We start from the raw sequence: 20,993 nt of genomic DNA, 5'->3' as shown, positions 1-20,993 counted from the left end.
TATAAACGAAGAGTTTGACTCGAAAAATTTTTAGGGGGAAAACCATTATGACAAACACAAATGATCGTAGCCGTCGCTTTACAACAGCAGGTGGCGCACCAGTAGTTAGTAACCATGACTCAATGTCTGCAGGTCCACGTGGCCCACTTTTACTTCAAGACGTATGGATGCTTGAAAAATTAGCAAACTTCAACCGTGAAGTAATTCCTGAGCGTCGTATGCACGCAAAAGGTTCAGGCGCATTTGGTACTTTCACTGTAACGCACGATATTACTAAATATACAAAAGCAAAAATCTTCTCTGAAGTTGGTAAGAAAACAGAAATGTTCGCACGTTTCTCTACTGTAGCAGGTGAACGTGGTGCAGCAGATGCCGAACGCGATATCCGTGGCTTCTCTCTTAAATTCTACACTGAGGAAGGTAACTGGGATTTAGTTGGTAACAACACACCTGTATTCTTCTTCCGTGATCCATTACACTTTACAGATTTAAACCATGTTGTTAAGCGTGACCCACGCACAAACATGCATAACCCAAATAGCAATTGGGATTTTTGGACTTTACTTCCTGAAGCGTTACACCAAGTAACAATTGTTATGTCTGACCGTGGTATTCCAGACGGTTACCGCCATATGCACGGTTTCGGTTCTCACACATACAGCTTCATTAATGCTGAAAACGAGCGTGTATGGGTGAAATTCCACTTCCGCACTGAACAAGGCATTAAAAACTTAACAAATGAGGAAGCTGGCAAAATTATTGCTAACGACCGTGAATCTTCACAACGTGACCTTTACGAATCAATCGAAAAAGGCGATTTCCCGAAATGGAAAATGTACATCCAAGTAATGACTGAGGAACAAGCTCGTGAATTACCATACAACCCATTCGATTTAACAAAAGTTTGGTACAAAAAAGACTTCCCACTTATTCCAGTTGGTGAATTTGAGTTAAACAAAAACCCGGACAACTACTTTGCACAAGTAGAACAAGCAGCGTTCGCACCATCTAATACTGTGCCTGGTATTAGCTTCTCTCCAGATAGAATGTTACAAGCGCGTCTCTTCGCTTATGCTGATGCACAACGTTACCGTTTAGGCGTTAACCACTACATGCTTCCTGTAAACGCACCAAAATGCCCATTCCGTTCATTCCACCGCGATGGTGCAATGCGTTTTGATGGCAACTTAGGCTCAACAATGAGCTATGAGCCAAACAGCTACGGTGAGTGGGAACACAACTTAGACTATAAAGAGCCTGAATTACGCATCGACGGCAATGCTGGCATCCACGACTTCCGTGAAGATGACGACAACTACTTCGAGCAACCAGGTAAGCTATTCCGCTTAATGAGCGCCGAAGAGCAACAACGTCTATTCGAAAACACAGCTGCTGATATGGCACCAGTTGAAGAGTTCATCAAACGTCGTCATATCTTACACTGCTACTTAGCTGATCCAGCTTACGGTGAAGGTGTAGCAAAAGCTATGGGTCTTTCTTTAGAAGGCATGGACCTTTCAAACCCGTACACTAAACAAACAACAAACGTTTAATTTATTTCTATTGATATCCAAATCCAATAGTTTACCCATGTGAAATTACCATTTCACATGGGTATTTTTATGTTTACATGCCCTATTAATGACTCCAGCGTACAAGATGCTGTATACCAAACATGATAGCTCAACCCATACCCCCCATTCAGCAGAGAGTAATAATTATTTCCAAGACCTGTTTTTCACGGTAAACATATTAATCGAATTTACAAAAACTCCATATAGTTATTAGTAAATTTCATCAATTCTCCTTTAACACTATAAAGGTAGTGTTAAATATGCTATTATACGTCGAACATATCTCTCTTTATATAGATAGATGTGTAAATTAACTATTGATACATACTTATTCACCCTTTAATATCTGAATTTTCTGGAGGTACGATTTATGTCCATTGGTAAAAGGTTAGGCAGTGCATTTAGTATCATTATTTTATTTTTACTCATTACTTCCATCATCTCTTATTCACAAATTAACAAGCTGAGCGAGGAAAACACATTTTTAATTGAAGATCGTGTACAGAAAGCATTTATCGTTGATAGAGTTATCAATGCTTCTTCACTACAAGGTCTTTACATTCGTTCCTACTTACTTGAACCCAATAACGCCACTTTAGATAAATTAAATGAACAACAAAATACCATTCATAGGCTAGTAGAAAAACTTGAAAAAATCATTTCCGCGCCTGCTATGAAAGAACAACTCCAGCTTTTGCTCAAACATCAGCAAACATTTGAAGACGCAGAGCAGGAAATTTTAATGACGTTTGATGGTGGCGATACACAAAAGGCAATCGAATTATTAGCGACAAAGGCTCGCCCTGCAAACGAAGGCATTCAGGAAGCTTCCCAAACAATTGTGGATTACCAAATGTCTGAGGTTGACCGTGTTAATACGGGAGTACAAAAGACAGCCGACCTTAGCTCAAAACTCATTATTGCCATTGCCTTTTTCTCAATAATTTTCGCGATACTCATTGCCGTTTTCATCACACGTACCATAACTAAACCTATAAAGCGTTTAGTAACAGCTGCAACTAACATCGCTGAAGGTGATTTAACACAGTCGGATGTTGAAGTGAAGTTAAAGGACGAAATTCAGGAATTGGCGACTGCCTTTAATGCAATGAAGGCCAATCTACATGACCTTATTCAAAGCGTCACAGTAAACGTTGAGCAAACAACTGCAGCTGCTCAGCAACTAACTGTGGGAACAGAAGAAGTCGCAACAGCCTCAGTAGAAGTTGCGAAGCGTACGGAAGGCTTAGCTGAAGGTGCCAGCCAATCTGCAGCTGTCGGACAAGAAAGTGCTGTAGCCATGGACGAAACTGCGCAAGTTGTACTAAAAATAGCCGAAGCCACACAAGAATTAAGTACTATAGCAACAGATACTCAAGACATAGCATCTATTGGAGAAAACACATTACAAACTGCCAAACAGCAAATGACTGTTATTCAACAATCTTCTGCTGAAACAAGTGACCTCATTCAACAGTTAAGCAAACAATCCCTAGAAATTGAAAGTATTGTTAAAGTGATTACAAATATTACAGAGCAAACCAATTTACTAGCATTAAATGCAGCAATTGAAGCTGCTCGCGCTGGTGAACACGGCAAAGGTTTTGCGGTTGTCGCTGATGAAGTACGCAAATTAGCTGAGGAATCCAAAGCATCTGCCAACCAAATTGTAGACCTAACTTCTCTTATTCAAAAGGATACGAAAGAAGTTGAACAAGCCGTTCTGACAACAGCACAAAATGTCCGGGTTGGCGTGGACTATATTCAAAATGCACAAGTTTCTTTCAACAATATAACGCTAGCTATTCAAGAAATGTCTAACCAGATTCAAGAGGTATCAGCTTCAACCGAGGAAATTTCGGCCTCTACTGAAGAAGTAGCCGCTTCAATAAATAAAATAGCACACCTCGCAAGTCAAGCATTCTCTGAGTCTGAAGAAATTGCAGCTGCTACTGAAGAGCAATCTGCAATTGTACAAGAGATTAATGCCGTTGCAAAATTACTAAACGATGGTACGTTAAAAGTACAATTGGAAGTCAATAAGTTTAAAATCTAAAAAAACGGACATTGATTAAAAATTTATCATTCTTATCAATTAACAATGAAACCTCATCACCTTTTTAACAGGTGATGAGGTTTTATGATAGCTGATGTACGTAAACTTCTTACCCTCTAGATAATTTAATATGGATCTTCAGTAATCTTCAATATTTAATGTTAATTTGCATCGTGTTGAACTTTTAAATATTGAAACGAGTGTTTGCTCTTCTCAACTTGCTAGAAAAATTAGTTTTAGTTATGCGTTTTTTCCCTTCCAATAAAGACCCAAATGATGAGGAAGATACTATATATGAATGGCATATAGAATAAACTCCCTGCATCTTTGCCATTTTGTACAGCAATACCGATAAAAGCCCAAATAACAACGAGTGAAAATAATATATCCCGATTGTGAACACGGATAAAAGTTGCCAATAATGTCGCTAGAATAAGTAATAGCTGAGCCCATACTTGTTCTGAAATACCGAAACCATCCCACTCATAATATTTAAGGACAAAACTGATATTTGCCATCAGTGCCACACTAATCCACCCTAAATAAATTGAAAATGGTAGTCTCCCAGAAAAACGATAATCGCCTTTTGGATAACTCAAATAAAGAAAAATTAAACTAATCAACAGGCCGATCATGATGACAATGGATGATGTGAAAAATTCATAATGCCAGCTTAATAACCACGCTATATTGAAAAGTGAAGTTGCTATGAAAAGACCCAGTCTAGTAGACCCCTCATTCGATGCCAAGGAACGGAACTGTTGGATAAGCCAGATAGCCAACAATACGTAAATGAGACCCCAAATAGAGAAAACATACCCAGCTGGCACAAATAACACGTCTAGCTGATTAGAAATTTCACCGGTTTTTTGCCCATTAATACCTACTGTGCTGGCTAACACATTGATCATAACCATGACCAAATAACTTATAAGCGCCACCCACTTCATGAACATCCCCCTCAGAAAATCATTTACTTCAATATATCCATGAAGCACACCAACTTATAACAACTATGCTAGTCCATCGTCCGATGAAATGTTGTGCTTAATTAAAATGAAAAAAAACTTGTATTCGGCAATTTCCCGCAACAAGTTTTTTAACTCTATGAGTAAATTTGTGATTTAAGATCTAAGCTTAAGGATCATTATTAGCTGGAGGTGATTAGTACCGTACTATCTCGTTTTTTAATTTACAAATTCAATTGTATATGCGTTGCTCTACAAAATTAATTTGCCCCTAAGACCACACTAACTTGTTGTTACAAGCCTATAAATGCGTCGCCGTTTGATAAAGTTGATCTGCAGTGCTAGCCACCGTTTTTGTTTCGTGCCCAATGGAGCTAATCACGTCGTTTAAATCGGAAATATCTGTAGATACTTTAGTGATTTGTTGCTCATTTTGTTCAATTGCCTGCAATATCTGTTGGAATTTTTTTTGCACACCCACCGACACCTTTACACCTGATTCAACTCGTAATTGTACATCATCAATCATGTGGACTGCCTCTATGGTTAAAGAGGTTGAGGTTTTAATTAGATTTGTAATGTTTTCTACTGAATGCTTGGATTGTTCGGCAAGTTTTCGTACTTCTTGCGCTACTACTGCAAAGCCTTTTCCATGTTCTCCTGCTCTTGCAGCTTCAATAGAGGCATTTAATGCCAGTAAATTCGTCTGATCAGCAATATTTTTCACTAACGAAACAATATCAATGATTTGTTCAGAGGAAACTTTAAGATGTCCAATTAACTGATCCATTTCTTCCGTACTCGTCGTAATTTGTAGCATCTCTTCCTCTAATTTCTCCATATCTGCTTTTCCAACTAAGGCATCTGTATGGATATGATGTACAATTTCTACATTGGATTTAATGGTGCTACTAATTCCACTTGTATGAGCAATTACTCTTTCTATCGATGTACTTGTTTCTTCTGTTAAATCAGCTAGATCCTGACTAATCGAAGACATTTTATTTTTCAGTTCATTTTTCACAATGTCATATTGCACATTTCTTAGTTTAATATTTTCTTTCTCATACTCTTCTAATACAATTTGCATTTCGAGATTAATTAATTTAGAAACGGTTAGCATGATTTGTTCACGCAATACAGAATCCGTAATATCCTTCACAATCAGTGCAATGATGACTTCCTGCAATTGCTGGAATGTCCCCATATACCATTTTGGCTCTAAACCAATTTTAAAGTGCATGCGTGCCAGTTTTCTTTTACGTTCAATCGTTTCTTCATTAAAAATACCATCAAACATAGCAATGATATATGAACCGAGTGTTTTCTTTAGTCGGTCAATTTGGGTACGTTCCTCTATGATCTTCCGTAATGAAGGGATCTCAAGTACATTTCGGTAAAATACTTCTGCGACTTCCTGAATACCGGCAACAACAAATGGTTGAAAAGACTTAAGTCTGCGTAAGTCATCCTCTTGAATGCCAATTAACTTCATTTGCTTCTCCAGTTCAGGCATACTCGTAAGTTCTATGACAGGCTTAAAATTAGGTAATTGTTCGAGCGTATCAACTTTAGCGTGCGGTAATTTACGTTTCCATAATTTCACCATTCTAATCCCCTCAATTCTGTTTTATGTCTAACCATTGTATAACACGCAATTTCCTCCTATGTCAATTATTAACTATTTTAAGTTATACAATAGTTGTACAAGTTTAATAGCTATTATATGATAAATAGATAAGGACTTAGGTCTAAGTTGGGCGATTGGTGTACAATACTAACTATTACTATTTTTAAACAGCTATAGAAAGGCAGGAAAATAATGAGTTTAACTCCTTCTAACTGGCATTATAATATAACGCAGGTTTCTGAAATCACAGGCTTATCCAAGCAAGTGATTCGAAAATGGGAAGAACGGTATCAACTAGTTCAACCAGAACGATTAGAAAATGGACACCGGGTTTATAGTGATAAAGATTTACAACTACTTTTAAAAGTACGTGGCCTTTCAGAGCAAGGCTATTCTATTAAACAAGCTGCCATAATAGCTCATGAACAGAATACAAGTAAAGGATCAATCATCCCTAGCATTACACCTATGAACGAGGAGATGAATGATTTCTGCTTGCTCTTATTAGAAAAGGGGGTACATTGCGACGAAACAGAACTTAATCGACTCCTTCAGCAAGCCAATCACTCATTAGGCTTATCAAAATTTCTATCACATGTGGTGATCCCCTTTTTGAAAGAAGTTGGTAACCGCTGGGAGAAAAAAGAATGGACTGAATATCAAGAGGCTGTTTCTACAATGGTTGTAAGGGATTATTTGGTACAATTAAGACGTAATTACCATTATAAAGAAGACGCACCACTTATAATGGGGGCATGCTTACCAGGTGAATATCACGAAGTCCCGCTTCATATTTTACTGTTGCAAGCAATGATGGTTGGATGGAGATCTTTCCTTGTCGGTAGCTCCCCCGCTATCGGTGCAATAGAATCTCTCGTCACACAATTTCAGCCGAAAGTGGTTTTACTGTCTGCCATGACTACAACACCTTTTGAGTTACACCCTACCGTTCTTCAGCAATTAGATGTGTTTGCTTCTAAATATCCATCGATCCGCTTTTTTATAGGTGGGGCAGGCTCTGTTGAATATCTGAAAAATCATCCATTACATTCAATAGCAGTTGCAAGTACTATAGAAGAAATAATGAGTAGTATATAATTTCCCCTCCAAAAGCAAGCTCGTGATCCGTACTAGACCTTTAGATAGACCCAAAAAATACGATTAAGAGGGAGGCTACTATGAGGAATTTTAGTCAGGTTATTTTGGATTCCCTTACAGACCATATAGCAGTTATAAACAACGAAGGAATCATCATTTCCGTGAATAAATCGTGGATAAACTTTTCCAAAGATAATAACGGCGATTTATCCAACAGTTGTATAGGAACTAATTACCTTAATGTTTGCCAAAAAGAAGTAAAAGACGGCATTGCGCTTGTTTTACAAGGGAAAGAAACACGATATACTTTTGAATATCCCTGCCATGACCATCAACAATTAAGATGGTTTTTATTACGTGCTACACCTATTTTAATAGACGACAGTGGTCACTTCGGTGCCGTTATTTCTCATGTCAATATTACGGACCGTAAAATCGCCGAACTAAGTCTAGCCCAAAAGGAAGAGCATTATAGGCTGATTACTGAAAATTCAACGGACTTTATTTCAACCCATACAGTCAGTGGTGTTTATACATATGCTTCCCCCATTTGTCAATTACTATTAGGCTATCACCCATCTGAGCTAATCGGGAAGTCTGCTTGTCACTTCTTTCATCCTGAAGATAGAAAGAAAATCAAACATTTTGATGATTTGTCTATAAAACAACATGAAATTCAAACAATCACTTATCGAATCCGTTGCAAAAACAAAAAGTATATTTGGTTCGAAACAAAATTCCAACGTTTATTCGCTTCAGATGGAAATTACGAGGAAATCATTTGTATTTCTCGCGATGTGACTGCGCAGCAATTAAAGCTTATGAAACTTCAAGCAGAAAAACAATTATTACAACAGGCTATTTATACAGATGAGTTGACAGGTGTATATAATCGTAGACTCTTCAATAAATTATTGCGTGAACAATTTAAAGAGAATCAAAAGTTAAAATACGGATTTTCTCTCTTAATGATTGATATTGACTATTTCAAACAATATAACGATACATACGGACACCCACAGGGAGATAAATGCCTAATTTTAGTTGCAAATACCTTAAAGGAGCATGTGCGTGAAAGTGATTTTGTTTGTAGAGTAGGTGGCGAGGAATTTTGCATCCTATTACCAAAAACAAATAAAAGTAAAGCCATTACTTTAGCAAACCGACTTCGTAAAAAAGTCGAACAGCTAAAAATTCTTCATGCTTCTTCTCCTGCAAGTCCAATTATCACAATCAGTATAGGGGTATCATCCATCGGGAAAAACAAATCCTCCGCGGTTGACGCTCAAACATTAATAAACCAAGCCGATCAAGCATTATACAAGGCGAAAGAAAGTGGTAGAAATAACGTAATATCTCAATAAGAGCAACAGATTTACATACTTTTGTAGCTTCCGCGCAAAAAAATATATGCACGCGACTGTACTCAGTATCCTAAAGTGAAAGTATGCATTTACACAATCACTCGGGGGATTGTGTGTGTCCTTAAGCGTGTAGCGCGAATGACTAGACATCTATGAAAAGTGATAGTTTCCTATCATAATGAATCGTGAATACAAAAATCGTGGGGGGAATAAAAATGCCTTGTAAAAGCTGTTTGGTTTTGGAATTGCAGTTTGATATCCAGTTAAAGGGATCACAAAATTTATCAATGGTACCTACTGTAGTCAACCATTTTCAGAGAAGAAATTTAATGATAAAGGTCGAGGGCGACCATTTAATCATTCATGAATCTGGTGTAAGGGAATTTCTTGATTTTAGCAGACACTATATGGACTTAGAGAATATCTATTTTCGCTTTGAGGACAAAGACTGGAAGCCCATCATAGAAATCGAAAGTATTTTAGACATGCAGTGGATTGATGAGGTCATCCGTAGGAAAGCTGTTGTGAGCTACTCGCAACCTATTGTAAATGCAAACGAGGAAATTTACGCATATGAGGTATTATCTAGATTCACAAGAGAGGACGGTTCCCTCATATTTCCAAATGAAATTTTTACTGCCGCGAGAAGTCGTGGTCGTTTATATGCATTGGATCGTTTATGTCGAATGGCCGCGGTTAGCTATTCAGCGATTTTAAAGAAAAAGACGTTTATCAATTTTATCCCTACTTCTATCTATTCGCCTGAGTTTTGCTTACAGTCAACTGTGAAACTGGCCAACCAATTGCGAATCGACCCTAGTCAGTTCGTATTTGAAGTGGTTGAATCAGACCAGGTAGATGACATAGAGCATTTAAAAACAATTTTAAATTATTATAAAGAAAAAGGTTTCCAGTACGCTTTAGATGATGTGGGTGCAGGTTATAGCACATTGGAAATGCTTGCGGATTTACAGCCTCAATACATGAAATTGGACATCAAGTACGTGCAAGGTGTGAGTACCGATTACGAAAAACAAAAAGTTGCCCAGTTATTTTTAGAAAAAGCCTTTGAGATTAACGCTATCCCACTAGCAGAAGGCATTGAAAGTAGAGAAGATTTTGAATGGTTAAAGCAAAGTGGCTATCAACTTTTCCAAGGGTACCTCTTTGGAAAGCCTAGTATTGTTCCTAAAAGAAAAATAAAGTAGGTAAAAGAATAAACAAAAATATCACCTGTTTTATTATACATGCATGCATGTATTTATTGTTGGTGTTAATTCATTGAATAATGTTCATCTTTTTCTCGTTAAGTAGTTGAATGGATGGACTGCTAAAAAGCGTATATATGATAAAAAAGAGGTAGTTAAAAAACATCGAAATAAAAATAACTGCCCCCTAAAGTCAGGGTTAACTGACTTTAGGGGGCATCCTTTATTATAGGGCGCTATATGATTATCGAAAGCATTGAAATCGATTAAGTAAGTTTAAAACGATTGACAACCTCTTGTAACTCTTGTGAGATCTCATTCATATTATTGATAGACTCTACTACTTTCTCTAACGCTGCCTGTTGATCGACTGCGGAAGCACTTACCTCCTCCGCAGAGGCAGCCGTTTCTTCTGAAATAGCTGAGATATTTTGGATTGCCATTGTTGCTTGGTTTTTATGTTCTAACATATCAGTAAGTTTAGAGAGCAACTCATTAATCGCCGCAGCTATAGAACTAGAAAGCACACTATTTTCCTTAAAGGAGGATTCCGTGCTTTTTACCGAGTCATTTTGTGCTTGGATCAAACTTACATTCGAGGCAATTACTAATACCGTTTGTTTAGAGTCCTCTAAAATACTATCCACGGTTGTCTTAATGACCTCGGTTTCTTTTCTTGACTGCTCCGCAAGTTTTCTAACTTCCTCCGCTACGACTGCAAAGCCTTTACCATGCTCTCCCGCGCGAGCAGCTTCAATACTTGCATTAAGTGCAAGCAAATTAGTTTGTTCTGTAATACCTTGAATGGATGTAATGATTTGATTGATATTTGCAATGTTAGAAGCTAATGATTCAATTTGCTTTTGTATTCTCGCATTCATTTCATTGGTTTCTGCATTACGTTCACGCAAACTTTCGACTTCTATCATACCTTTTTCTGTAGTAGCCCTCGTTTTATTTGACAACTCATCCATTTTAGTCGAAAGCAGTGTAATAGCATCGATTTGATCCGATAGGTCAACCATTCGATCATTGGTTTCTTCTGTATCTTCTGATTGCTTAGAAGCACCTTGAGCAATCTCATTAATCGCTGCCGAAACTTCCTGACTAGAAGATACAATTTCATTAAATGCATCATGGACATGATTTGATGATTGATTGAGCAGTGTAGCCGAATTAAACACAGTATGTATGGCATTATTCGTTTTATCTAGCATATTATTATACGCTACTGCAACAGCACCAATTTCATCAGATTTAATGTACTTCTCATCTACTTTTTTAGTTAAATCCCCATCCGCTGCTGTTTCAATAGATTCTCGTAAAAACTTCAATGGCTTTAATTGTCTAAATATAAACCATGTACTCGCGACAGCCATCAAAATTACCATGACAATTGCTGATACAATAGTTAATATAAGAACCTTATTATAAGTTTCTAGAATTTTAGATTTTGGTAATACTAATTGCACAGACCATGTATCGTCTATTCCATCTAGTATCATAGGGGCAAAAGCATTAAATGATTTTTCTCCTAGTTGTTTCGAATCTACATAAACACTATCTGGCTCACCATTTTCCATTGAATTTTTAACAGTTGCCCAGTCGATAGCATCTTGCATATTTGTCCCATTTAACTTTTCATTAATACTATTAACTGTCAACATGCCCTTGTCAGTAATGATTCCGGCATATCCTCCATCAGGCTTAATAGAATCAACTAGACCCTCTAAAAAATCAATGGTCAAAGTGGCCGTTAACACACCAAAGAATTCTCCTGAGGAATTAACTAGCGGTGCTGATATTGTTGCCATTGAAATCTTTTGACCATTAACTTCATACTCATAAGGTTCAGTTAATACGGCTCTACCTTCTTTTTTCGGCACCAAGTACCAGTCTGCATTACCTGTGTCTTCATATCCCTTTAAAGCAGTAGTTGTTATTTGATCCCCATTTTTGAACACATAAGGGATAAAACGTTTATCAGTGTCTATTAGATTAGCATCAATCGTTGGATCAAGTTTTGCCGAATCTTTTTCTAAAATCGCTGCAACTCCAAGCAAATCATCGTTTTGCTCTAAATTCTTTTCAAGTATATTCAGAACTAATTGAGCAGAAAGGTCTCCATTATTTTGCATCGTTTCAACTATATCCTTAGTAATCTGCACTGTATTATTTGCTTTCTTAAAGCGTTCGCTCATCTCCGCTGCAGACAATTGAGCATTTTGAAGTGTAGCATTTTCTGAATCCTCTTCGCTCTCATTATATAGAATGAAACTTGTTACAACTGTATAGGCAATAAATAACACTAAAAACAACCCTATAATTAAAGAAGATAGCTTGAAAGCAACACTTTTGGATCTTTTCATTACAAATACCTCCATTTTTTATTAATTTAATAATAATGTATGAATGTTTATATCACAATGAAAGTGTTATATAAATTGTATATTCTTGAAGAATTTATAGGGAAATCAAGAGTGTAAGACCGTTTTCCACAAATACGAGCAATTGTCTAGGATAGTAAAAATTACGAGGCAGTGTCTATGATAAGAATTCCCCATAGACACTGCCTCATTTTTTATTAATAAATCTGACTACCAGCTTGTTTAAATTCTTTCGGATTTTACATAATTACGAATATCTTATAAGATATTCATAATATTTAAGCAAATAGCATATCAGCCATATAAATAACAACTGTCACAGTGATACAACTCACGATTGTAGAGAAAAGTACAGCTTGCGCAGCAGTATCGGACTCCACATCATATTCTAAGGCAAGACTCGAGCTATTCCGTGATGTTGGAAACGAGCTGGCGATTAAAAGAGACTGCGCCACAACGCCGTCTAATCCTAGCGCAAAAATAATAAGTAGCGCCACAGCAGGACCAATAATCAGTCTTGTAAAACAACTCACAACTACTGTTTTATTGAACATCGATTTTATTTCAAGTTGGGAAAGTTGTGCCCCAAGCGTAATAAGTGCAACAGCGATAAAGCCATTTGCTACGTGATCAATTGGAATACGGATAAATTGCGGAATGCCTATATTGAAGAAATTCATTGCTATACCAATAATAAGCGCATGAATAATCGGCATTTTGAGGAAATCTTTCATAATAGCTTTACCTGATTTTGTTGAGGAAATTAGGTTGTAAAGCCCATATGTATACGTCGTCATGTTTTGGAAGATTACGAGAATTACTTGAATTGCTACACCAATCGGTTGAGCCGCGAAAATCATCTGCGCCACAGGAATACCGTAGTTGCCAGAGTTAATGAGCACTACACTATTTTTAAAGATCGCGGTTTGCGGTTTTTCGAGACCTAGCACCTTCGCTAAGAAGTGACTAAGTATCATCTGACTGCCGATAAAGAGCGTAATGAACATTGCCACCTGCCCTAGCACTGACAACTCAACACTCGTTTCGTATAAATTCACAAAAACCGCCGCAGGCATAAAGCAATACGTAATAAGTTGCGACAGCGCCTTTAAATTAAAATGAAACTTCCTCTGTAATATAGCACCTAGCACGAGCAAGGCTAAAATTGGGACAACAATTTGAAAGAAAATCATGCCGAGATACACCATAATTACTGCCCCCTTCTATATAACTACTATAGTAATAATAGTAAAACTGTTTACATAGCAGGTCAATATATCTTTGAATAGTCTGGAAATTATTATTTACTATGAATTTTATATGTATTTAAGCTCTAACTTTCAAATATTGCGAAATTGGTCTCATAAATAACACTTATGTATATAGGAGTTTCCTTCTATGTTATGTTCCGCAAAACACAAAAACTCCACAACCTTCCCCTACTTTCGGATTATTAGTGAAAATTTCGACAAATATAAAATCCATCACATTCCTATAAATGATAAAATAAGGATATACACTACCGTATTTATCAGAAAAGGAGATATATCCATATGAAGCATAAACAAAAAATTGCCCTACTCTCAGTAGCGGCTATACCAGCTGTGATTACTATAGCTCCAAGTATAGATGTACAAGCCGCACAAGAAATGGTTTCACCAACATCAGGCTCATGGGTCAATCCACAGCATATATTCGACGCCAAATCACAAAGTAACCTGAGTACATTTAGTGTACCAACATCAATAACAACTACTGATTCAGCGACACTAGCCGAAATTATTAGTACAAAATTTAAAAACTATGAAACAACCTTTACTGTGAAATACACAGGCCCTACAGCAGGATTACAAGCAGCCCTAACTCAAATTTATACAGATTTCGATGCAGCCCAAGAAAATCAATTTTACACCGCTGCTACAATTTCTCGTGACTACACATATTCAGGCTATGTCAATAATGTAACGATTGCCTTTGACATTAAATACAACACAACAAAAGCACAGGAAGAACAAGTCAAAGGGAAAATAGCAGACATTATAAAGAATACTATTACAGCCGGAATGTCCGAATTCGAAAAAATCAAAACCATTCATGATTATGTAGTACAAAACGCAACCTTTACGAAGGATTCACAAGGTAGCCCACACGCCGCTTACACATTATTAACAGAGAAAAAAGGTGTCAGTCAGGCATATGCACTCGTAACGTACTATTTATTGAAGGCAGCCGGCTTTGAGGATACCCATTACGTAACGGGAACAGCAGCTGGTACACCGCACGCTTGGAACGTTGTGAAATATAACGGAAATTTCTATCATCTTGACACAGCATGGGATGAGCCAGCGATTCGCAATGCAAGCATCACTGATGATAAGGCGATTAGCTATCAATATTTCCTACGAGGCAGCGATAGATTTCCTCATACAACGACATACAGACTGCCTAGCATCGCTTCAGACGCAGATGCTAGCTTTAAAGATTTACAAAATGTCATTAACCCGATTACCGACGAAAGTATGCTTTATTATGTAAAAAGCAAAGGAGAACTAGCAAGCTTAGACTTAAAGCCATTACCAAAAGTCGGTCATGCCAATGATTCGGAATACTTAAAAGAAGTGATTTTCACATCACCCGATACTACGTCTGTCAGCATTCTAGCAAAGAACCTAGTGTTGGATAAAGATAATGGCTGGTTATATTTTAGTAACCTGACTGATGGAAAAGGCTATCTTTATAAAGTTAAAACAGATGGCACAGATTTTACACCTGTCGTCAAAGCCTATGTTACCGATTTGCAAATTTCTGGTACAAAACTGACATTCAAAAAGGCAGATGATATGCCAGGAGATGTCCTGCTAAAAAACAATAATAGTGCAGTTGATACTGTAATTTCATTAATCACCAAATTCGTTACTTCTCCATCACCGCTTTTGCAAGATATCGTCAATGCAAAAATAGCTTATGATGAATTATCAGTTTCGCAAAAAGCTATTGTAAACACTACCAATTATTCTTTTCTTGAAAAAGAGATTAAAAATATCCAAGCAAACTCTAACGATCCTAGAAATATTGCCTTGCGAATTGCGCAGTTAGATGAAACAGACATTAACTTTATCAATACAGTTACAAATTTACTAATTGATTTCCAGACATTGAAAACACCTGAAGAACGAGCAATCGTTTACAACTCTCCTACGCTTCTAACAGAGTTTGATAAACTAGGGCCAATTGCTAAAAAAGCTATTGATGTTTCGACAATGATTGGTGAATTAAACTCGACGAAAGCAACCTACTTTGCCGACATTAAAGCAGCAAAAAAAGCATTCGATGGACTTACCCCTGCACAGCAAGCTGTAATTGATATTGCTGATAGCAGTGTAAGAGGAAAATTAGGTAAAGAAGTCAATGCATTAAAAGTTGCTGAAGACTCTGTCTCAGATATTATTTATCAACTTAACTTACTAAACGATCAAGCAGCTAATTTTGGAGAAACATTTACGCAATTAGATACACTCATAAAGCCCTTTTCCGATAGTAAAAAAGCATTAATCAGGAATAGAAGCATTTTCGAAAAAGCGAGAGAAACACATACAACTTATACAACTGAAGTTAATAAGCTTAAAACAGACATTGAAACAGCAATCTTAAGTAATCCAACAGATGCGCAGCTAGAAGCACTTTACAAGCGATACTTAGCATTTAATCCAGCAAAAAGAAAAATGTTTGTAGACCTTACTCCAAATCCACTGCTTGCATTACACACTGCGATGGCTGATAATTTTGCAAAAACAAATACAGTTGAAGCAGTTGTTAATCTAATTAATACATTAAAGGCGGAGAATCCCAACTTCATGTCGGAAGTTAACAACGCCAAATTAGCGTATGAGGCTTTTATTGCCGCATTTCCATCTTTGTCACCCGAGGACAAGGCAAGCCTTGAAGCTGTGGAACCACGTTTAACTGTTGCAGTGGATCAGGCTGCAGACATTAAAACAATAATTACAGCTATTACAAAGATTCCAACATCTGTCCCATCAACAACGACATCGGCAGATACATTTACAGTGGCTTATACAAACGATGTGAGGTCAGTAACTGACAAAATTAGTGCGTTGAAAGGCAAGACTATTGTTGGTTCAGACCTTATTCCTGAAGATTTAATAATGGAAAACCATGCTGAAAAGCACATTTCAATTCCAACTATGGAGCTCTATAATACTGCACAGAGAAACATTACGGATGGGAACAAAGCAAATGATCAGCTTAACGCTCTAAGTGGTGCATCGACACCAGAAGACGTCACAGCGGCTCGTGCTTCCTATACCGCATTAACGGACATCGGTAAAAAATTTGTGACTGATGGTGCCTTAGCAAAATTAGTAGCACAAGAAACTCGAACAGACCAAGAAGCTGCAAAGGAAGTAACGGCACTCATTCTGGCATTAAAACAAACAGATCAAGATTTCCTTGCTAAATTAACAGATGCGAGAAAGAGGTTCGATGCGTTAACAGACCCGCAAGAAGAACTTGTTAGTCTCGAAGCCAAAACAAAACTGACTGATCTAGAAAAAGCTTCAGAAAACCTCACGAAAGTGTACAATGCCATTGAAGCCATCTCTGAAGAAGATGTGAAAAACTACATTGCAAATTATAATACTGCACAGGCCCTTTATACGGTATTGAAAGAAGATCAAAAACTGCTTATTTCAAATAAAGACAAGCTCGATGCGGCGCAAGAAAACGTCGAGGCTGCAAAAGGTATGGACGCAGATATTAATGCGCTATCGAAAGACTCTACAGAAGAAGCTCTTTTAGCCGCGCAAGAAAAATATGGGGCACTTTCTCCATTCCAGAAGGAGCTCGTGACGAATTATTCGACGCTAGAATCGTTAATTGATAAGGCGAACGGCAAAGAAGAGGCTGAAGCTGTGATCGACATGATTGCCAAACTCGATGAAAAAAAGAAAACATTTGCCCTCGATGTAAAAAAAGCACGTGAGGCTTTTGAGAAACTAAATGCTAAGCAAAAACCATATGTAACCAATATAAAAGACCTTGAAGCAGCCGAGAAAAAAGTAGCTGACCTTGCAGGCACAAGCGATATCGCACAAAAAATGATTGCTCAAATCGCGGCCATCAACAACACAAGTGCCTCATTCAAAACAGATGTCGAAGCAGCAAAAAACGCATATACCGAATTACCAGAAGAACAACAAGCACTTGTCAATAACTACAACGTATTAAAGGAACACCTAGCAACCTATGACACATACGCAGCGCAAGCGAAGAAATTAGAAGATCAAATTAATGCGCTCAGTAACACAAGTCCAGGCTATCAAGCAGCATTAGCAGCATTGCAAAGTCAGTACAACGCCTTCAATGCCGCACAAAAAGCCTTTGTGCCTGAGTATGCAGTGAAACTTTTAAACGCCGCTCAATCAGGTATTGATGCAGTACGGAACGTGACGAATATGATTTTGGCACTAAATCCTTCGAAATCAACGTTCCACGCTGATGTAGCGAATGCTAGGGCTGCTTATAATGCGCTCATTAAAAATCACGGGGTCTATTTAGCTGCTTATTTAGAGGAAGCTCTTGAAAAGGCGGAAGCGCTTGTAGAAAAGGACAAGACTGCTGCACGTAAAGTAGTAAACGCCATCAACTCACTATCAAGTGATTCTATTCTCAAGGAAATAGAGCGAGCACGCCGTGTTTACAACAACTTAACGGCACTACAAAGACCGCTAGTGACAAATTTGCAAACGCTTATAGACTTCGAAACGGGCAAGTTAAGCTACAATACAAGTGGCATTCCAGATGGCGTAGATACCGAGGACAAAGATACAAACACTGAGGAAAAAAGTCCTTTACCAAACTTTGCGGCTATCCCAGGAGAAAGAACCGCTATGACTAAATCAAAAGGTGATACATACACCGCACAAATCTATGTATCTAATGAAGTTGGTAACTCAGAACGATTCGTATTGACAACTAGAGCCAATGTAACAGCCATTATCCCACCAACAGTGACAGTTGTCGGCGATAAAACAGGCACAATGGCAATTGAAATCCAAGCAACGTCGAGTCGAGTTTCGTTTAAAGCTACAATGGACAAAAAACCTGTTACTTTTGCGACAGAGGTAGACATCATCATAGAGTCTGTACCGAAAAATTCAGTTATTCTACGTGTTGACCAATTCGGCAACCGTGTACCAGCAACATACACAGTAGACGGCGATCAATACACGATTAAAACGAATGGATCCGATACATTTATCATTACACGTTCAAATACAACATTTACAGATATTCAAAATGATAGTCATAGGGAATACATCGAGGAGCTTGCTGCTCGTAACATTATCCAAAACGATGGTAATGGTAAATTCAATCCAAATCAAAGCATCACACGCGCAGAATTTGCCGTGATGATGGCTCGCGCTTTAGATATTCAACCGTCAACAGACACAAACTTTAACGATATTAGAGGAAAATCATATGAAAGTGAAGTTCAGGCACTATATGAAGCTGGTATCATCCAAGGGGTTAATTCGACGACCTTCAATCCGAATAGTACCTTAACGCGCCAACAAGCTGCGATGATGGTAGAACGTATGCTAGATTACGTTAACGTTGATACGAATGTATGGGAATCTCCACAGTTTACAGATGCTCATCTAATCGCAGACAGTGCCATTAATGCAGTTGCACTTATGAAAAGTCTTGACATTGTGTCAGGAAAAGCTGACGGCTCATTTGATCCACTAGGCAAATTAATTCGCTCACAATTGGCGAAAATTTTATACAAAGCCCTGCAATCTGCAGATTTGTTGTAAGTAATTAAAGGGCTCTGCTGATGTAGAGCCCTTTAAAAAACTACTAAATTATAGGAATATATGTTATATTAGTTATTAAATACATTAATTAGGGGTGGTCATATTGAAAAATAAAGCGCTAACTACGTTAATGGCAACAGCTATAACAGCATCCATGGTGTTACCAGGAACAACTGCAAGTGCAGCTTTGAATGATTTAACTGTAAATCATTCAAATTACAATACGGTACAAACAACTGAAAAAGTCGCGTCATCCGCAGAAGTAATCCCTTCTGGAGAAGTGTCACTAACAATTACAAGTTTTTCAAGTAATACAGTCCAAACTTCAAAAGGGCAATTAACAATTAGCGAATCTCTAAAGCCTATCTTTAAAACTGCAAATCGTCAGGCACTTACCAATGCAAAAGCTACAGTTAATGTAGTTAATGGGAAAGTTACAGATATCATAGCGCTGACATTAAGTAAAATGGGTACTAGCAAAAAACCAGTGGTATTCGATGGTGGTAATGCTAAGATTTCCGGCAATCTCACAGTTACTGGCGATTATAATAAAGTACAGAATCTAACTATTTCAAAAGAACTAATTGTGACTGCTCGAGTAAAGAAAGCGATCACAATCGAAAGCGTCACAGTTGGTGATACGATCACATTCCAACCTTTACGACTGAAGAAAATAAGTTGGCTAAATGTTACACTTAAAGATATGCTTACGCCAGATATTAACGTACAACGCAATAAGATAATGTTAGGTTCAGATAAACTTATTTCTAATATTCAGGTAACTGATGATGTTCCTTTACTAGAAGTTGATGCAGATGTTGGGAAACTTGTTATTGATGTTAAAAATGATTTTAGTCTTCAAGGAAACGGTAAAATTGAGCAAGCTACAGTCAAAGGTGGCAATAATGTCGCTTTAGATTCATCCCATCATATCAGCAAGGTGCAAGTAGACGATAAAAATGCAAAAGTTACCTATGCTGTGGTAGATAAAACTGCATTAACTGCATTAATTGCCTCTATCCAGTACGTTCCTGTAAACAATAATGAATACAATAATGGATATTATAACGGATACAATAATGGATATTATAATGGATACAATACCTTTACTTCTGAAAAATGGACGACACAAGCTGTGAGAACAGCATTCGACACTGCTGTTAGCAGCGCTCAAGCCGTAGCAAACGATACGAGAGCAACAAAAGAGCAAGTGCAAAATGCCATCACACAGTTAAATAACGCCATTAATATCTACAAAGCCGCTCAAAATTCTTATGTTGGCGATAAAAATACACTGACTAATCTCATCAATTCCGTTCAGTATGTAGATGTTTATTGGTATGGCAATAATCAAAATTACAGTAACGCTTGGACAACTCAAGTAGAAAAAGATGCGCTAGTGAATGCTGTTGCATCTGCTCGAAATATCGTGAATAATTACAACGCTTCACAGTATGAGATTACTAATGCCATCAACAATTTAAATAATGCCATCACGACTTATAAGAACAATTATAAATATGGAAATGATGGTAATACTGGATACTATGGCGATAAATCACGGCTATCATCATTGCTATCTTCCATAAAATATGTTGCTATTTCCTACTCTGAAAATGGTCAGGACGTTTATTATAATGAAAAATGGACTACAACTTATGCATATTCTAACTTCATATCAGCTGAGACATCAGCTAGAGCTATTATGAACGATCAATACGCTTCCCAAGAGCAAATCAATACAGCGGCAAGTAATTTACAAAACGCCATTTACACTTATGAACTCTCCCAAAACTATGGCTCTCGACCATACTAATGAAAAGAGGCTGTCTCATAAGTCCCTTTTGAAGTAGAATCGCATGAAATTGA

The 20,993-nt window shown here is 37.5% G+C and carries 11 protein-coding genes; 7 read left to right on the top strand and 4 right to left on the bottom strand.

Annotation, left to right across the window (positions count from 1 at the left end; all coding sequences use genetic code 11):
* The first annotated feature begins 47 nt into the window (after positions 1 to 47).
* Positions 48 to 1,553 carry a catalase gene (locus AEA09_RS19345; RefSeq protein WP_053585603.1) on the top strand — a complete coding sequence of 502 codons (1,506 nt, stop codon included), beginning with the start codon at positions 48 to 50 and terminating at the stop codon, positions 1,551 to 1,553.
* A gap of 391 nt (positions 1,554 to 1,944) precedes the next feature.
* Complete coding sequence (locus AEA09_RS19340) at positions 1,945 to 3,630, top strand: methyl-accepting chemotaxis protein (protein WP_053585602.1); 1,686 nt, start codon at positions 1,945 to 1,947, stop codon at positions 3,628 to 3,630.
* A 236-nt stretch (positions 3,631 to 3,866) separates the two neighbouring features.
* On the opposite strand, the gene AEA09_RS19335 is transcribed toward AEA09_RS19340, so the two are convergent.
* On the bottom strand, positions 3,867 to 4,580 hold the full coding sequence (locus AEA09_RS19335; RefSeq protein ID WP_053585601.1) for a TspO/MBR family protein: 714 nt from the start codon (positions 4,578 to 4,580) through the stop codon (positions 3,867 to 3,869).
* A gap of 319 nt (positions 4,581 to 4,899) precedes the next feature.
* On the bottom strand, positions 4,900 to 6,207 hold the full coding sequence (locus AEA09_RS19330; RefSeq protein WP_053585600.1) for a globin-coupled sensor protein: 1,308 nt from the start codon (positions 6,205 to 6,207) through the stop codon (positions 4,900 to 4,902).
* Between the two features lie 213 nt (positions 6,208 to 6,420).
* On the opposite strand from AEA09_RS19330, the gene AEA09_RS19325 reads away from it, so the two are divergent.
* The 3 genes from AEA09_RS19325 (at position 6,421) to AEA09_RS19315 (ending at position 9,898) form a co-directional block, all read left to right on the top strand.
* Positions 6,421 to 7,326: a MerR family transcriptional regulator gene (locus AEA09_RS19325; RefSeq protein WP_053585599.1), complete on the top strand. Its 906-nt coding sequence runs from the start codon at positions 6,421 to 6,423 to the stop codon at positions 7,324 to 7,326.
* A gap of 80 nt (positions 7,327 to 7,406) precedes the next feature.
* On the top strand, positions 7,407 to 8,690 hold the full coding sequence (locus AEA09_RS19320) for a sensor domain-containing diguanylate cyclase (RefSeq protein ID WP_053585598.1): 1,284 nt from the start codon (positions 7,407 to 7,409) through the stop codon (positions 8,688 to 8,690).
* A 329-nt stretch (positions 8,691 to 9,019) separates the two neighbouring features.
* Entirely contained in the window at positions 9,020 to 9,898 is an 879-nt protein-coding gene (locus AEA09_RS19315) for an EAL domain-containing protein (RefSeq protein WP_342667641.1), read from the top strand.
* A 266-nt stretch (positions 9,899 to 10,164) separates the two neighbouring features.
* On the opposite strand, the gene AEA09_RS19310 is transcribed toward AEA09_RS19315, so the two are convergent.
* Complete coding sequence (locus AEA09_RS19310; protein ID WP_053585596.1) at positions 10,165 to 12,267, bottom strand: methyl-accepting chemotaxis protein; 2,103 nt, start codon at positions 12,265 to 12,267, stop codon at positions 10,165 to 10,167.
* 296 nt (positions 12,268 to 12,563) lie between these two features.
* Positions 12,564 to 13,493 (bottom strand): AEC family transporter, encoded by a 930-nt coding sequence (locus tag AEA09_RS19305; protein ID WP_053585595.1) that lies wholly within the window; start codon positions 13,491 to 13,493, stop codon positions 12,564 to 12,566.
* A gap of 345 nt (positions 13,494 to 13,838) precedes the next feature.
* Between AEA09_RS19305 and AEA09_RS19300 the strand changes: the two genes are divergently transcribed.
* Together AEA09_RS19300 and AEA09_RS19295 are read left to right on the top strand one after the other, a co-directional pair.
* Complete coding sequence (locus AEA09_RS19300; RefSeq protein WP_053585594.1) at positions 13,839 to 19,124, top strand: S-layer homology domain-containing protein; 5,286 nt, start codon at positions 13,839 to 13,841, stop codon at positions 19,122 to 19,124.
* A gap of 103 nt (positions 19,125 to 19,227) precedes the next feature.
* The gene (locus tag AEA09_RS19295; RefSeq protein ID WP_053585593.1) at positions 19,228 to 20,940 is read left to right on the top strand and encodes an FIVAR domain-containing protein; all 1,713 of its coding nucleotides are present in this window, start codon (positions 19,228 to 19,230) and stop codon (positions 20,938 to 20,940) included.
* Positions 20,941 to 20,993 lie beyond the last annotated feature (53 nt).

It is taken from the genome of Lysinibacillus contaminans, from assembly GCF_001278945.1.
GTDB classification, from domain to species: Bacteria; Bacillota; Bacilli; order Bacillales_A; family Planococcaceae; genus Lysinibacillus; species Lysinibacillus contaminans.
The sequence above is the reverse complement of the archived record's forward strand: the minus strand, read 5'-3'. Positions and strand labels throughout refer to the sequence as shown.

Coding starts and splice junctions, on each gene's coding strand:
- AEA09_RS19345 (WP_053585603.1), top strand. CDS start 48: ATGACAAACACAAATGATCGTAGCCGTCGCTTTACAACAGCAGGTGGC.
- AEA09_RS19340 (WP_053585602.1), top strand. CDS start 1,945: ATGTCCATTGGTAAAAGGTTAGGCAGTGCATTTAGTATCATTATTTTA.
- AEA09_RS19335 (WP_053585601.1), bottom strand. CDS start 4,580: ATGAAGTGGGTGGCGCTTATAAGTTATTTGGTCATGGTTATGATCAAT.
- AEA09_RS19330 (WP_053585600.1), bottom strand. CDS start 6,207: ATGGTGAAATTATGGAAACGTAAATTACCGCACGCTAAAGTTGATACG.
- AEA09_RS19325 (WP_053585599.1), top strand. CDS start 6,421: ATGAGTTTAACTCCTTCTAACTGGCATTATAATATAACGCAGGTTTCT.
- AEA09_RS19320 (WP_053585598.1), top strand. CDS start 7,407: ATGAGGAATTTTAGTCAGGTTATTTTGGATTCCCTTACAGACCATATA.
- AEA09_RS19315 (WP_342667641.1), top strand. CDS start 9,020: ATGATAAAGGTCGAGGGCGACCATTTAATCATTCATGAATCTGGTGTA.
- AEA09_RS19310 (WP_053585596.1), bottom strand. CDS start 12,267: ATGAAAAGATCCAAAAGTGTTGCTTTCAAGCTATCTTCTTTAATTATA.
- AEA09_RS19305 (WP_053585595.1), bottom strand. CDS start 13,493: ATGGTGTATCTCGGCATGATTTTCTTTCAAATTGTTGTCCCAATTTTA.
- AEA09_RS19300 (WP_053585594.1), top strand. CDS start 13,839: ATGAAGCATAAACAAAAAATTGCCCTACTCTCAGTAGCGGCTATACCA.